This is a genomic window from Pararhizobium sp. P1_E7, from assembly GCF_056405855.1.
This window is the reverse complement of the sequence record NZ_JBFUBH010000012.1, coordinates 57,815-71,862: the sequence shown is the minus strand read 5'-3', so window position 1 is coordinate 71,862 and position 14,048 is coordinate 57,815. Positions and strand designations below refer to the sequence as shown.

General features: G+C 62.3%; 14 protein-coding genes and 1 riboswitch. All 14 genes read left to right on the top strand.

From position 1 onward, the window contains the following. The first annotated feature begins 6 nt into the window (after positions 1–6). The 14 genes from AC1D17_RS14725 to uca all read left to right on the top strand — a co-directional run bounded on the left by AC1D17_RS14725 (position 7) and on the right by uca (position 14,047). Complete coding sequence (locus AC1D17_RS14725; protein ID WP_477566137.1) at positions 7–1,137, top strand: ABC transporter permease; 1,131 nt, start codon at positions 7–9, stop codon at positions 1,135–1,137. Next, positions 1,134–2,057 carry an ABC transporter permease gene (locus AC1D17_RS14720; RefSeq protein ID WP_477566136.1) on the top strand — a complete coding sequence of 308 codons (924 nt, stop codon included), beginning with the start codon at positions 1,134–1,136 and terminating at the stop codon, positions 2,055–2,057. Before AC1D17_RS14725 ends, AC1D17_RS14720 begins: the two co-directional genes overlap by 4 nt. Before the next feature lie 11 nt (positions 2,058–2,068). After that, a complete protein-coding gene (gene biuH / locus AC1D17_RS14715) occupies positions 2,069–2,788 on the top strand; it encodes a biuret amidohydrolase (protein WP_477566135.1) in 720 nt (239 codons plus the stop codon). Then, the gene (locus tag AC1D17_RS14710) at positions 2,785–4,335 is read left to right on the top strand and encodes an ABC transporter ATP-binding protein (RefSeq protein ID WP_477566134.1); all 1,551 of its coding nucleotides are present in this window, start codon (positions 2,785–2,787) and stop codon (positions 4,333–4,335) included. The genes biuH and AC1D17_RS14710 overlap by 4 nt, the downstream gene beginning before the upstream one ends. Next, positions 4,335–5,003 carry a cysteine hydrolase family protein gene (locus tag AC1D17_RS14705; protein ID WP_477566133.1) on the top strand — a complete coding sequence of 223 codons (669 nt, stop codon included), beginning with the start codon at positions 4,335–4,337 and terminating at the stop codon, positions 5,001–5,003. The genes AC1D17_RS14710 and AC1D17_RS14705 overlap by 1 nt, the downstream gene beginning before the upstream one ends. Beyond that, entirely contained in the window at positions 4,996–5,349 is a 354-nt protein-coding gene (locus tag AC1D17_RS14700) for a cupin domain-containing protein (RefSeq protein WP_264218767.1), read from the top strand. The genes AC1D17_RS14705 and AC1D17_RS14700 overlap by 8 nt, the downstream gene beginning before the upstream one ends. Next, positions 5,346–5,474, top strand: coding sequence for a hypothetical protein (locus AC1D17_RS14695; protein WP_477566132.1), 129 nt, complete (start codon positions 5,346–5,348; stop codon positions 5,472–5,474). Before AC1D17_RS14700 ends, AC1D17_RS14695 begins: the two co-directional genes overlap by 4 nt. A 118-nt stretch (positions 5,475–5,592) precedes the next feature. Continuing rightward, the gene (locus tag AC1D17_RS14690; RefSeq protein WP_477566131.1) at positions 5,593–5,904 is read left to right on the top strand and encodes a hypothetical protein; all 312 of its coding nucleotides are present in this window, start codon (positions 5,593–5,595) and stop codon (positions 5,902–5,904) included. 135 nt (positions 5,905–6,039) lie between these two features. Then, a riboswitch (guanidine-I (ykkC/yxkD leader) is annotated at positions 6,040–6,149 on the top strand. Positions 6,150–6,225: 76 nt separating this feature from the next. Further along, positions 6,226–7,299, top strand: coding sequence for a putative urea ABC transporter substrate-binding protein (locus AC1D17_RS14685; RefSeq protein WP_477566130.1), 1,074 nt, complete (start codon positions 6,226–6,228; stop codon positions 7,297–7,299). A 68-nt stretch (positions 7,300–7,367) separates the two neighbouring features. Continuing rightward, positions 7,368–8,186, top strand: coding sequence for an ABC transporter permease (locus tag AC1D17_RS14680; protein ID WP_477566129.1), 819 nt, complete (start codon positions 7,368–7,370; stop codon positions 8,184–8,186). Beyond that, positions 8,183–9,010 (top strand): ABC transporter ATP-binding protein, encoded by an 828-nt coding sequence (locus tag AC1D17_RS14675; protein WP_477566128.1) that lies wholly within the window; start codon positions 8,183–8,185, stop codon positions 9,008–9,010. Before AC1D17_RS14680 ends, AC1D17_RS14675 begins: the two co-directional genes overlap by 4 nt. 2 nt (positions 9,011–9,012) lie before the next feature. Continuing rightward, positions 9,013–9,831 (top strand): urea amidolyase associated protein UAAP1, encoded by an 819-nt coding sequence (locus AC1D17_RS14670; protein ID WP_477566127.1) that lies wholly within the window; start codon positions 9,013–9,015, stop codon positions 9,829–9,831. An 11-nt stretch (positions 9,832–9,842) separates the two neighbouring features. Then, complete coding sequence (locus tag AC1D17_RS14665; RefSeq protein ID WP_477566126.1) at positions 9,843–10,505, top strand: urea amidolyase associated protein UAAP2; 663 nt, start codon at positions 9,843–9,845, stop codon at positions 10,503–10,505. Positions 10,506–10,507: 2 nt separating this feature from the next. Beyond that, a complete protein-coding gene (uca, locus tag AC1D17_RS14660; protein ID WP_477566171.1) occupies positions 10,508–14,047 on the top strand; it encodes an urea carboxylase in 3,540 nt (1,179 codons plus the stop codon). The last annotated feature ends 1 nt before the right edge of the window (position 14,048 follow it).

The following is a 14,048-nucleotide window of genomic DNA, read 5'->3' as shown; positions in this document are numbered from 1 at the left end:
AGCGCCATGACGATCGAGGTGAACACGCCGACGCTTTCTCCGGTATCTGCCGATGCCCGAAGCTTCAGCTCTGTGCTTGAGTGGCTGGCACGGCGGGCGGAATCCGTGGCGATCTCGCTGGGGGCGATCCTTGCCGGCTTGGCGCTCTTTTCCATATTCATCATGGTGGTCGGCAAATCGCCGATCGACCTTTTCAAGCTGATGTATACCGGTGGCTTCGGTAGCTGGTTTTCCATCCAGAACAGCCTCAGCCGTGCAGCCCCGCTGCTGCTCACCGCGCTTTGCGTCGCGCTGCCCGCCAGGCTCGGCCTTGTGATCATCGGCGGTGAAGGTGCGGTGGTGCTTGGCGGTGTCGCAGCCGCCGCTGCCGCGCTGCCGCTGACAGGCTTGGTCTCCCCCATCATCGTGCTTCCCGTTATGGCGATCGCCGGCATGATCATGGGTGGTCTCTGGATCGGAATGGTCGGCGTCCTGCGCCACTATCGCGGCGTCAACGAAACCATCGCCTCCCTCCTGATGGCCTATATCGCCATCGCACTGATGAACCATTTCATCGAGGGGCCGCTGCGCGATCCCGCCAGCCTGAACAAGCCATCGACCGCCCCCCTTCCCGCTGACTATATGCTCGGCAGCATCCCGGGCATGGATGTCAACTGGGGGCTGGTGATCGGCATCGTCGCCTGCATCGTTTCGTGGATTCTGATCGAGGCGACCAGCTTTGGCTTTGCCGCCCGCATCGCCGGCGGCAATGTCCGCGCAGCGCAAATCCAGGGCCTGCCGGTCGGCCGGCTGATCGTTGGTTTCACCGCGCTTGCCGGAAGCTTTGCCGGGCTCGCAGGCATGGTAGAAGTGGCGGCCGTTCAGGGCAGCGCCAATGCCTCGCTTGCCGCGGGCTACGGCTACACCGGCATCCTCGTCGCCTTCCTCGCCCGGCACAATCCGCTGGCGATCATTCCCGTCGCCATCCTGCTCGGCGGCATCGATGCCTCCGGCGGACTGATCCAGCGGCGCATGGGACTTCCCGATGCGACGGTTCTGGTGCTTCAGGGCACATTGTTCGTCGTCATCCTGTTCTGCGAGACCTTTTACGGCCGTTTCAAAATCTTCAACCCGGATCTCTGGAAAAGGAGCGCATGATGGAAGGCATCGGCATCTGGGGCGTCCCGCTCGCCATCTTCGCAGGCGCCATCCGCGTCTCCACCCCCTTCATCTTCGTCAGCCTCGGGGAATCGATCACCGAACGTTCCGGCCGCATCAATCTCGGACTTGAAGGTACCCTGGTCTTCGGTGCCATGACGGCCTACGCGATCGCCGTCATGAGCGGGTCGCCCTGGCTCGGCGTTCTCGCCGCCATGGCGACCGGCGCCGTCTTCGGGCTCATCCACGGCTGGATCTGCAAGTTCCCGAAGGTCAACGACATCGCCATCGGCATCGCCATGATGCAGTTTGGTCTCGGCCTTGCCTTCTTCCTCGGCAAGCCCTTCATCCAGCCCGTCGCGCCGCACCTGCCGTCCATCGCGCTCGGCGGCTGGTCGGATTTGCCGCAGATCCAGTCGGCGCTGAACATCAACGTGCTGTTCATCATCGGCGCGCTTCTGGCGGTCGCCTTGTGGTGGGCGTTCAAGAACACACGCATCGGCCTCATTCTCCGCGTCGTCGGCGATAGCTCCGATGCAGCCCGCGCTATGGGGCTCAATCCGGATACGGTGCGTCTGCTGGCAACGGCGGTCGGCGGTTCGCTTGCCGCGGTCGGGGGCGCTTATCTCTCGCTCTACTATCCCGGCTCGTGGAACGAGGGCATTTCCTCCGGCCAGGGCCTGATGGCTGTAGCCCTTGTCATCTTTGCGCGATGGAATCCTATCGGCTGCTTTCTTGCCGCCCTGCTCTTCGGCGGCGCTGGCGCGCTCGGCCCCGCTCTGCAGTCGGTCGGCGTCACGCAAGGCTATTATCTGTTCTACGCGGCACCTTATGTGCTCACCCTCGTCATTCTCGTCGCCACCTCGTCGCCCACGCGCTCGCTCGCGGGTGCACCCGGCGCCCTGTCGATCACGAAATAGGATATCCGGCCATGACAGCTCTTGCCGCTACCACAGTCCCTACAGGCGAAAAACTGACCTATATCGCTGCCGACCCCTACCCCTGGCCCTACAACGGTGCGCTCCGGCCCGACAACACGGCTCTCATTATCATCGACATGCAGACGGATTTCTGCGGCCCCGGCGGCTATGTCGATCACATGGGTTACGACCTGTCGCTCGTGCGTGCGCCGATCGAGCCGATCAAGGCGGTGCTGTCGGCCATGCGTTCCAAAGGCTACCACGTCGTCCACACCCGCGAAGGCCACCGGCCGGACCTCGCCGACCTGCCCGCCAACAAGCGCTGGCGCTCGCAGCGCATCGGCGCCGGCATAGGCGATGCGGGACCGTGCGGCCGCATCCTGACCCGCGGCGAACCCGGCTGGGATATCATACCAGAGCTCTATCCAATCGAAGGCGAAGTGATCATCGACAAGCCCGGCAAGGGATCCTTCTGTGCCACCGATCTCGAACTGATCCTCAACCAGAAGCGCATCGAAAACATCATCCTTACCGGCATCACCACCGATGTCTGCGTCCACACCACCATGCGTGAGGCGAACGACCGCGGCTTTGAATGCCTGCTGCTTGAGGATTGCTGCGGCGCCACCGACTACGGCAATCATCTGGCAGCGATCAAGATGGTGAAGATGCAGGGCGGCGTCTTCGGCGCCGTGTCGAATTCCGAAAAGCTCGTGAGGCTATTGCCATGATCCAGATCCGCGACACGCCCCTGCCCAGGGCCGGCAAGGCCGTCGGCATCCAGACGATCGGCATGACCATGCGCTTCGGTAGCTTCACGGCGCTCGACAATATCTCGATCGACATTCCGGCCGGCACCTTCCATGCGCTGCTCGGCGAAAACGGTGCGGGCAAATCGACGCTGGTCAAGTGCATCATGGGCTTCTACCACCAGACCTCCGGCTCGCTATCGGTCGACGGCCATGAGGTGTCTGTTCAGTCGCCCAAAGATGCCGCAACCTATGGGCTTGGCATGGTCTACCAGCAGTTCACGCTGGTGCCGTCGCTGACAGGGGCTGAAAACCTCGTCATCAACCGCGCACATGTGCCGGCCGTCATCAACTGGGCGAAGGAGCGCAAGGACCTTGCCGGCTTCATGGAACGCATGCCGTTCAAGATTCCGCTCGACCGGCCGGTCAGCGAGCTTGCAGCGGGCGAAAAGCAGAAACTCGAAATCGTCAAGCAGCTCTATCTCGGCCGCAGCTTCCTCATCCTCGACGAACCGACCTCAGTGCTGACCCCGGCCGAAGCCGACGAGATGCTCAGCCTCGTGCGCGGCATGACGGAGCGCGGCGAACTGACTGTGCTGATGATCAGCCACAAGTTCCATGAAGTGACGAAATTCACCGACGCCGTCACCGTTCTGCGGCGCGGCAAGATGGCCGGCAGCGGACTGGTGAAGGATCTTTCCACCAAGGACATGGCGGCGATGATGATCGGCGACGTTAAGCTCGCCGAACTCGACACCCGCCTGCCGGTTCCCGCCGATGCCAGGCCGATCCTCGTTGTCAGCGGCATCAAGGCACCGGATCGCACCGGCCTGAAGATGATCGATATCGGCAACCTGACCGTCCGCGCCGGCGAGATCGTCGGCATCGCCGGCATTTCCGGTAACGGCCAGAAGGAGCTCGCCGAAGTTCTGGCAGGCCAGCGCCCGCCGGAAGCCGGCAGCATTACCGTGAAAGGCTCGGTCTACGGCGCCACGCGGCAGGAAACGCGGATCAACAACGTCCGGTTCATTCCGGAGGAGCCGCTGAACAACGCCTGTGCGCCCAAAATGACAGTGACGGAAAACCTGGCTTTCCGCACCTTCGACGTCAGGAAGCAGGGCGGCGATGCCCTCTGGCTTGACATGAAATCGATGCGCAAGCGCGCAGTCTCGCTGATCTCGGATTTCAAGGTGAAGACGGCGTCCCACTCCTCACCGATCGCCTCACTCTCCGGCGGCAACGTCCAACGCGCGGTGCTTGCCCGCGAACTGACCGGCGATGTCGATCTGCTCATCGTCTCAAACCCTTGTTTCGGCCTGGACTTCTCCGCCGTCGCCGAAATCCGCGCCCGCATCATGAAGGCGCGCAACGCCGGTACCGCCGTTCTGCTTCTCTCGGAGGATCTCGACGAGCTACTCGAAATGTCGGACCGCATCATGGTGATGTCGGACGGCAAGCTGGTCTATGAAACGCCGGCGCTCTCGGCCGATATTTCCGTCATCGGCGCCCATATGGCAGGACATCACTGATGGCGGAGGTCAAGGCAGAACCGTTCCCCTTTCCGCTGAAGCGGGACAAGCTCGCGCTGATTGTCATCGACATGCAGCGCGATTTCGCCGAACGAGGCGGCTTCGGCGAAAGCCTCGGCAACGACGTCAGCCGGATCGCCAGGATCGTGCCGGATGTGAAACGCCTGATCGACGGGTTTCGCAGCGCCGGCCTGCCGGTGATCCACACGATGGAATGCCACCGGCCCGATCTCTCCGACCTGCCGCCGGCCAAGCGCAATCGCGGCAGCCCGGTGCTCCGGATCGGCGACGAGGGGCCGATGGGCCGGGTGCTGATCGCCGGCGAGCCCGGCACCGCCATCCTGCCCGACCTCGCACCGATAGACGGTGAGGTCGTCATCGAGAAACCCGGCAAGGGCGCCTTCTATGCCACGCCGCTCGGCGACATCTTGAAGGACCGCGGCATCGAGCAGCTCGTCTTTGCCGGCGTGACGACGGAGGTCTGCGTCCAGACCACCATGCGCGAGGCCAATGACCGCGGCTATGAATGCCTGCTCGCCGAGGAGGCCACGGAAAGCTATTTTCCGGAGTTCAAACGTGCCGCCATCGCGATGATCACTGCCCAGGGCGCAATCGTCGGCTGGGTGGCTTCGGTCAGTGCCATTGTGGAGGGAATAGCCCATGCCTGAAACGACCCGCGAAAGCCTGACATCCGGCGGCTGGAAGGCACTGCCGTTCGAACCCTTCCGTGAGGAGGTGACGATCCACTGGATTCAGCCCTTTGAAGGCGACCAGCCGGGCGTTGCGCTTTTGAAATACGAGGCTGGCGCATCCGTCCCGCGCCACCGGCATATGGGTCTTGAAACGATCGTGGTGATCGAAGGCACGCAGTCGGACGAAGCCGGCGACTACGGTCCGGGCAGCCTCATTATCAACAAGGAAGGCACCGAGCATTCCGTCTGGAGCGACACGGGGTGCGTCGTGCTGATCCAATGGGACCGGCCGGTTAAGATACTGCAAGCGGAACTGGCATGACCGACAAACGTGCATTGGACATCGGCTCCCTGCACGCGGCAGATGCTGCGGGAGGGCCGGCTTCCGAGACAATCGAAACGGTGCCGGCCCGCATCGGGTCCATCGCCGATCCAGGCGTTTTTTAGAAACTGGCGGACAAGCAGGCGTTACTGGATGAAGCGGCGAAACTTGGCCCTTCCAATCCAGAGGTCAAGCCGCTCTCCCCTTCCCCTTCGCCGTCAAGGACAGATCGACACAGGCGACATGCCGACCATCGCCGCTCGCCCCGGTCATGCCTACCAACCGGAGGAGGATGCGACCGTCGCCCACCTGCTCGAGGCAGCCATTGCCGTCGGCAAGGCCAATCTCAACCAGTTTGGCTATCGGCTTGGTCGCAATGCGATCGAGACGCGGGCCCGACGCCGCGACACGACCGTGATGCCTGGCTCATCGGGGGCAAATGAGGCTTGGAAGGCGGTCCCGCCTGCGTGCACCGAAGCGGACGGCCGGTTCGCGGCAGAGACCGGACCGACGCACAGCGTCGTTAACAATGCCGGCATCCAGTTCCGCACGTGATGACTTAACAGGCATGACGGCGCCCAACGAATGGGCAAGTGCATGCACTTTACAAGAGGGAAAATTCGATCATCGGACATATGACAATAAAATCATAGAGTTACTAACTGGCATGGACCTTGCTGGTTCCATCGTTGAGTTGGCAGCTAGGGTTCCGGCGTTTCGAAAACGTGCTGGTCCGAGAGCTGCCACCGGTTGGGGGAGACATCCCGCCGGGTGCACGGCGGGAAAAAAGCCCGGGAGACCTCGTTAGCCAAGGGATTGGCGGCGCGATGGTCCATGCCGATCCCTTTTTGAAGAAAAGCAAAAAGGGGAATTTCAATGCAGACTTTTTCGAAAACGCTCTCCATCACCGCACTGGCGGCTTCGCTGGCCTTCGGCATGACGTCAAATGTTTTCGCGGCGCCGAAGACCGATTTCAAGGTCGCCTGGTCGATCTATGTCGGCTGGATGCCGTGGGGTTATGCCGCCGACAAGGGCATCGTGAAGAAATGGGCCGACAAATACGGTCTCAAGATCGAAGTCACCCAGTTCAACGACTACGTCGAATCGATGAACCAGTATACCGCCGGCGCCTTTGACGCCGTGACGCTCACCAATATGGACGGCCTCTCGATTCCGGCAGCCGGTGGTGTCGATACGACGGCCGTCATCGTCGGCGACTTCTCCAACGGCAACGACGCCGTCGTCCTCAAGGACAAGGCGAGCCTCGCCGATGTAAAGGGCCAGAACGTCAATCTCGTCGAGTTTTCCGTCTCGCACTATTTGCTCGCGCGGGCGCTTGAAAGCCTCAAGCTGACCGAACAGGATGTGAAGGTGGTCAACACCTCTGACGCCGACATGGTCGGCGCCTACAAGACAGCGGATGTCACGGCGGTCGTCACCTGGAACCCGCTCGTTGCGGCCATTCTCGAAGATCCGACTGCCAAGAAGGTTTTTGATAGCTCGCAAATCCCCGGCGAGATCATCGACCTGATGGTCGCCAATTCCGACGTGCTGAAGGACAATCCGGATTTCGGCAAGGCGCTCGCCGGCATCTGGTATGAAACCGCTGCGCTGATGACGGCGAACACCGACGAAGGCAAGGCAGCGCGCGAAGCGATGGGCTCCGCATCCGGTACCGATCTCAAGGGCTTCGAAGCCCAGATCGCCGCCACCAAGCTGTTCGACAAACCGGCCGAGGCGGTGGCCTTTACGGCATCGCCAAGCCTGCCGAAGACGATGGATCTTGTGCGCAACTTCCTGTTCGAAAAAGGGTTGCTCGGCAGCGGCGCGGCATCGGCCGATGTCATTGGCATCGAAATGCCGGACGGCAAGATTCTCGGTGACAGCGGCAACGTCAAGCTGCGCTTCACCGAAACCTACATGAAGGCCGCTGCGGACGGTTCACTCTGAACGTTGCGCCGATCAGCGGTGCGGGTTTTTCGCGCCGCCTCTTCTCCTTCATCCGCGGAGCCATATCCATGCGCTGGATCAACACCAGACCGAGCCGGGGTGCACAGCTTGCCCTCATGCTTCTGCCCTTCGTGTTGCTGATTGCCGCCTATGCGGCGGGATCGGCGGCACGGCTGGCGGAGAATGCTAACGACAAGCTGCTACCCGGTCTCACCGGCTTCGCCGACGCCATCAACCGGCTGGCATTTCTGCCGGATGTGCGTACAGGCGATTATCTGCTCTGGTCCGATACGGCGGCGAGCCTGATGCGGCTTTTCGCCGGCCTCGGCATTTCGACCGTGACGGCGCTGCTGATCGGCATGGCGATCGGCATGTTGCCCTATCTGCGTGCGCTGCTCACCCCGTTCGTTGCGGTGATATCGATGGTGCCGCCGCTGGCGCTGCTGCCCATTCTCTTCATCGTCATGGGCCTTGGCGAAGCCTCGAAAATAGCACTGATCGTCATCGGCGTTGCGCCGACGATGATCCGCGACCTGGCCTTGAAGGCACTGGAACTGCCGCGCGAGCAGATCGTCAAGGCGGAAACGCTGGGAGGATCATCGTGGCAGATCGCCCTTCGCGTCGTGCTGCCGCAGATCCTGCCCCGGCTGATCACCTGCGTGCGGCTGCAACTCGGCCCCGCTTGGCTGTTCCTCATTGCCGCCGAGGCGATTTCGTCGGACTCAGGGCTCGGCTACCGCATCTTCCTCGTCCGCCGCTATCTGTCGATGGATGTGATCTTTCCCTATGTCGCATGGATCACGCTTCTCGCCGTTCTGACCAACTTCATCCTCGATCAAATCCGCATCGCCGTCTTCCCCTGGTCCCAACTGGAGAAGCAGGGATGAGCGAACTGATCATCGAGAACGTCTGGAAAGAATATGGCGACCAGATCGTGCTGGAGAACATATCGCTGACGGTGGCGTCCCGCGCCTTCGTCGCGCTGGTTGGCCCCTCCGGTTGCGGCAAGTCGACCTTCCTGCGCATGCTTCTTGGCCAGGAACAGGCGACCAGAGGCACGATCCTGCTGGAGGGCGAACCGCTGCCCGCTGAACCGCGTCCGGATCGCGGCGTCGTTTTCCAGCGCTATTCGGTCTTCCCGCATCTGACGGTGCTCGGCAATGTCCTGCTCGGCAAGGAATTGATAACCTCGAAATACAAGGCAAAGCTTTTCGGCCCAGCGCGGCGGTCGGCGATCGAGGAAGCTCGGCAACTTATCACCGAGGTCGGCCTTTCCGGCGCAGAAACCAAATATCCGGCACAGCTTTCCGGCGGCATGCAGCAACGGCTGGCCCTGGCACAAGCTCTGATCATGAAACCCAAGGTCCTGCTTCTCGACGAGCCGTTCGGCGCGCTCGACCCCGGCATCCGCGCCGAGATCCACACGCTGATGAAACGGCTATGGAACGAAACTCAGATGACCGTCGTCATGGTCACGCACGACATGCGGGAGGCCTTCACGCTGGCCACCCGTGTCGTCGCCTTCGAGCGGCCGCGCGACCGGCCGGAGGAGAAGGAGCGCTACGGCGCCACCATCACACGGGACATTTCCATTTGGCCGCCCCGCCGCGCGGGCGAGTTTTCGCATTTCAGCCCTGACCGGGACGGCCCGGTCGATTTGCAGGGCCCTCGCCGGGACGACCCGTCTTCCAGTCCGTCAGGAGATAGATAGCCATGCATGTCAGACGTTCCGCAGAGGAAATTGCCGCCAACCGGCAGCGTTACGAAGAACATCAAATGAAGGGATTGGAGTTCGCTCCCAAGGCACTTCCGACACCGAGCCCCCTTCCCGCGCCAGCGATCGAACCGGCAGCGATCGTCCATCGGGAAACGATACCCGGCGGCTGGTACTGGTCGACCCTTTTGAAGCGCGGCGAAGCCCTGCGCATCGAGCAGCAGGACGGCGCCTCGACTGTTGCGCTGATCGCCTGGAACGCGAATGATGCCAGCGAGAGGCTAAATCTGGTCGATACCGTCAAGGTTCAATGGACGACCGCGCTCGGCAAGGGCCGGGTGATCTTCTCGGATATGGGCCGCGTGATGTTTTCGATGATCGAGGATAGCTCCGGCGCCCATGACTGCCTGATGGGCGGATCGACGGCTGCGTCAAACGCCGCCAGATATCCCGGCGCTAAAACCCGCAACACGCGGGACAACTTCATCCTCGCGGCCGGCAAGCTCGGCCTCGACCGCCGCGATATTCCGGCCGTGCTCAATCTCTTTGCGCCGGTCCGCACCGACGATGCCGGCAGCTTCCGCTGGCAAGGCAAAACCTCCAACAGCGGTGATTATGCCGACATGCGCGCCGAGATGGACATGCTTGTCGCCCTTTCGACCTGCCCGCATCCGCTTGATCCCAATCCGGTCTACGCACCCGCGCCGTTGACCGTTACCCGTTTCCGCGCCCCGGCGCCGGCCGCAGACGATCTTGCCCGCACGGCAACCGCAGAGGCCGTTCGCGGCTTTAAGAACAACGCCATGATGCAGGCTTGAGGGGGCGAACCATGACCGATTTCATTCAGACTTCCCCGGCACGCACGATCGAAAACGCCGCGCAGGATCATTTCATTCCGGCCGAAGCGCCGTGGTCCGGCATTGTGCGCAAAGGGCAGACTATCCGCATCGAGGACAGCTACGGCCAGCAGGCGATCGACACGCTGTTCTACAAGGCGGACGATTTTGCCGAGCGCTATTCCAACCAGGATACGATGCGCGAACAGGGGGCCGCCTATGTTGGCACGGGCACGCGCATCATGTCCAACGAAGGCAATGTCATGCTGAGGATGACGGCCGATAGTTGCGGTCGCCACGACACATCGGCCGGCGCCTGCTCATGCGAAAGCAATACCGTGCGCTTCGGCCACGGCACCAAATACCTGCATGCCTGCCGCGACAATTTTGTGATCGAGGTGATGAAGCACGGGATGACCAAGCGCGACATCGTGCCGAACATCAACTTCTTCATGAACGTGCCGATCAGCCCCGATGGCAAGATGACCATCGTCGACGGCATCTCCGCGCCCGGCGACTACGTCGAGCTGGTGGCCGAGATGGACGTGCTCTGCGTCATCTCCAATTGCCCGCAGATCAACAATCCCTGCAACGGCTTCGATCCGACACCGATTCGCGTGCTGATCTGGGACGCCGCACCGGGCGCCGAGGCATGAGCATGTTCAAGAAAGTCCTCATCGCCAACAGGGGCGAAATCGCCGTCCGGGTCATCCGGACATTGAAGACAATGGGCATCGCCTCGGTCGCCGTCTATTCCGATGCCGACCGGTTTGCCATGGCAACGCGCCTGGCCGACGAAGCGATATACCTTGGCCCTTCGCCCGCCACCGAAAGCTATCTCAACGTCGATGCCGTCATTGCCGCCTGCAAGGCCACGGGCGCGGAAGCCGTGCATCCCGGCTACGGGTTTCTGTCGGAAAACATCGGCTTTGCCGAACGGCTGGCTGTCGAGGGCATTGCCTTCATCGGCCCGCGACCGGAACATCTTTCGGCGTTCGGGCTCAAACACACGGCTCGCGAACTGGCCAAATCCAGCGGCGTGCCGCTTCTGCCGGGTAGCAGCCTGCTGGAAAGCGCAGAAGAAGCGCTCAAAGCAGCCGAAATTGTCGGCTATCCGGTCATGCTGAAATCGACGGCCGGCGGCGGTGGCATCGGCATGCAACTCTGCGCGGATGCCGATGCGCTGCAGGCCGCCTTCGAAAGCGTGCAACGCACGGCGCGTGCCAGCTTTGGCGACGCGCGCGTCTACATCGAGCGGTTCGTCGCCAATGCCCGTCATGTCGAGGTGCAGATCTTCGGGGATGGCAAGGGCAAGGTTGTCGCGCTCGGCGAGCGGGACTGCTCGTTGCAGCGGCGAAACCAGAAGGTCGTCGAAGAAACCCCGGCACCCGGTCTTACCTCTGCCACACGCACCCGCCTGCATCAGGCGGCTGTCGATCTCGGCAGATCGGTTTCCTATGCCTCAGCCGGCACGGTCGAATTCATCTACGATCCTGTACGCGAGGAATTCTACTTCCTCGAGGTCAACACCCGGCTGCAGGTCGAACACCCCGTTACCGAAGCCGTCTTCGGCATCGATCTCGTCGAATGGATGATCCGGCAGGCGGCGGGCGAAGATGTGCTTTCCGCCGCAGAACTCTTGAAGCCGAAGGGTGCCGCAATCGAGGTACGTGTCTATGCCGAGATGCCACATGCTGATTTCCGCCCGAGCGCCGGTCTTTTGACGGAAGTCGTATTTCCGCAGGACGTTCGCGTCGACAGCTGGATCGAGACGGGCACGGAGGTGACGCCTTACTATGATCCGATGCTAGCAAAACTGATCGTCGCGGCTGAGGACCGCCCGGCAACGATCGCGAAACTTCAGGCAGCCCTTGCCGCGACGTCCATCGCCGGGGTCGAGACCAATCTCGACTATCTCCGGGAAATAGCCGCTTCCCATCTTCTCGCCAGCGGAAAGGTGGCTACGACGGCATTGCGCGATTTCACCTTCGTGCCGGATGTCATCGAAGTTCTGTCGCCGGGAGCCCAGTCCAGTCTCCAGGAACTGCCCGGCCGCCTCGGCCTCTGGCATGTCGGCGTGCCGCCGAGCGGACCGATGGATGAGCGTTCTTTCCGCCATGCCAATCGTCTTGTCGGCAACGACGACACGACCGCCGCGCTGGAGTTGACGGTGTCGGGCCCGACGCTGCGCTTCTTCACCGATACAGTCATCGCGCTTTCAGGGGCACATATGCCGATGACCTGCGACAGCACTGCCCTGCCACACAACACKGCCGTGACAATTCGTGCAGGGCAGGTCCTATCCATCGGCGCCATCGAAGGCCCCGGCCAGCGCGCCTATCTTGCTGTCGCGGGCGGTTTTGCGGCTCCGGTGGTGCTCGGCTCACGGGCCACGTTCGGACTTGGCCGGTTCGGCGGCAACGCCACCGGCACGCTGAAGACGGGCCATGTGCTGCACCTTGCGCGGCAAACATCCGCCAAGCCAGCGGCACCTGCAAACGAACCCGCCGAACTGACCCGCAATTGGCAGGTCGGTGTTCTCTACGGGCCTCATGGCGCGCCGGATTTCTTTCAACCGGGCGACATCGACACGCTGTTTTCAACGGCCTACGAAGTGCATTTCAACAGCGCCCGCACCGGCGTCCGCCTCATTGGCCCGGCGCCGAAATGGGCGCGCCGGGATGGCGGCGAAGCGGGATTGCATCCTTCCAACCTGCATGACAACGCCTATGCCGTCGGCGCCATCGATTTCACCGGTGACATGCCAATTATTCTCGGCCCCGACGGACCGAGCCTCGGCGGCTTCGTCTGCCCGGCGGTGATCGCCCGCGACGAGCAATGGAAGATGGGGCAGTTCAAGCCCGGCGACAGGATCCGCTTTTATGCCGTCACGCGAAGCGAAGACCCCATAGCCGGTCCTGCCGTTCATCGGCCCGCGCCGGATATCGGCTCGGCCATCGTCGGGACACGCAACGATGGCCCTGTCTCTGTCGTCTACCGCCGCCAGGGGGACGACAATCTGCTGGTCGAATACGGCCCGATGGCCCTCGATATCGCGCTCAGGCTGCGCGTGCACCTGCTGATGCAGGCGGTCGTAGAAGCCCGCCTGCCCGGTCTCATCGATTTGACGCCCGGCATCAGGTCGCTGCAGATCCACTACGATGGAACGACATTGTCGCGAAAGCGCCTGCTCGGACTGTTGGCCGATATAGAGACGAGCCTGCCGCCCGCACAGGCGGTGACAGTGCCGAGCCGCATCGTGCATCTGCCCCTGTCGTGGAGCGATCCGGATGCCGAGCTTGCCATGCGCAAGTATCAGGAGTTGGTCCGCCCGAACGCACCCTGGTGCCCCTCGAACATCGAGTTCATTCGCCGCATCAACGGGCTTGCCAACGAGCAGGCGGTGAAGGACATCGTCTTTGACGCCAGCTATCTGGTGCTCGGTCTCGGCGACGTCTATCTCGGCGCGCCGGTCGCAACCCCTGTCGATCCGCGCCACCGCCTCGTCACCACCAAGTACAATCCGGCCCGCACCTGGACCCCGGAAAATGCCGTCGGCATCGGCGGAGCCTATATGTGCATCTACGGCATGGAGGGTCCCGGCGGCTACCAGTTGTTCGGCCGTACCATTCAGGTCTGGAACACCTGGCGGCAGACGCCCGAATTCGCCAAGGGCAAGCCGTGGCTGCTCAATTTCTTCGATCAGATCCGCTTCTTCCCCGTCAGCCATGACGAACTGACGGAGGCGCGGGCTGCCTTCCCGCATGGCGGCTATCCCGTGCGGATCGAGGAAACGGAATTCTCCTATGCTGCCTATGAAAAGGAACTGCAGGCGAACGCCGTGTCGATCAACCGTTTCAAGACCAAGCAGCAGGCGGCTTTCGACGCCGAGCGGCAAAGCTGGAAGGAAATCGGTCTCGACAGCTTCGTCAGCAATGAAGGCGCTGGAGAAAGCCTCGATGGCGATATTCCCGCGGGCTGCTTCGGTGTTGCCAGCAGCGTGCCGGGCAATATCTGGAAACTTATGGTGAAGCCGGGAGCCTCTGTTGTTGCCGGCGAGACGATTGCCATCATCGAATCCATGAAAATGGAAATCAACGTCACTGCCCACAGCGCCGGACGTGTCCGCGATTTGCGTGCCGGGCCCGGTCGAAATATCAAAGCCGGCGATATCATCGCCGTTCTGGAGAACTGCTGAC

Excerpts from the sequence above, each read along its gene's own strand:
- AC1D17_RS14720 (WP_477566136.1), top strand. The coding sequence starts at position 1,134 with ATGATGGAAGGCATCGGCATCTGGGGCGTCCCGCTCGCCATCTTCGCA.
- AC1D17_RS14690 (WP_477566131.1), top strand. The coding sequence starts at position 5,593 with ATGCCGACCATCGCCGCTCGCCCCGGTCATGCCTACCAACCGGAGGAG.
- biuH (WP_477566135.1), top strand. The coding sequence starts at position 2,069 with ATGACAGCTCTTGCCGCTACCACAGTCCCTACAGGCGAAAAACTGACC.
- AC1D17_RS14680 (WP_477566129.1), top strand. The coding sequence starts at position 7,368 with ATGCGCTGGATCAACACCAGACCGAGCCGGGGTGCACAGCTTGCCCTC.
- AC1D17_RS14670 (WP_477566127.1), top strand. The coding sequence starts at position 9,013 with ATGCATGTCAGACGTTCCGCAGAGGAAATTGCCGCCAACCGGCAGCGT.
- AC1D17_RS14685 (WP_477566130.1), top strand. The coding sequence starts at position 6,226 with ATGCAGACTTTTTCGAAAACGCTCTCCATCACCGCACTGGCGGCTTCG.
- AC1D17_RS14705 (WP_477566133.1), top strand. The coding sequence starts at position 4,335 with ATGGCGGAGGTCAAGGCAGAACCGTTCCCCTTTCCGCTGAAGCGGGAC.
- AC1D17_RS14665 (WP_477566126.1), top strand. The coding sequence starts at position 9,843 with ATGACCGATTTCATTCAGACTTCCCCGGCACGCACGATCGAAAACGCC.
- AC1D17_RS14710 (WP_477566134.1), top strand. The coding sequence starts at position 2,785 with ATGATCCAGATCCGCGACACGCCCCTGCCCAGGGCCGGCAAGGCCGTC.
- AC1D17_RS14725 (WP_477566137.1), top strand. The coding sequence starts at position 7 with ATGACGATCGAGGTGAACACGCCGACGCTTTCTCCGGTATCTGCCGAT.
- AC1D17_RS14700 (WP_264218767.1), top strand. The coding sequence starts at position 4,996 with ATGCCTGAAACGACCCGCGAAAGCCTGACATCCGGCGGCTGGAAGGCA.
- AC1D17_RS14695 (WP_477566132.1), top strand. The coding sequence starts at position 5,346 with ATGACCGACAAACGTGCATTGGACATCGGCTCCCTGCACGCGGCAGAT.
- AC1D17_RS14675 (WP_477566128.1), top strand. The coding sequence starts at position 8,183 with ATGAGCGAACTGATCATCGAGAACGTCTGGAAAGAATATGGCGACCAG.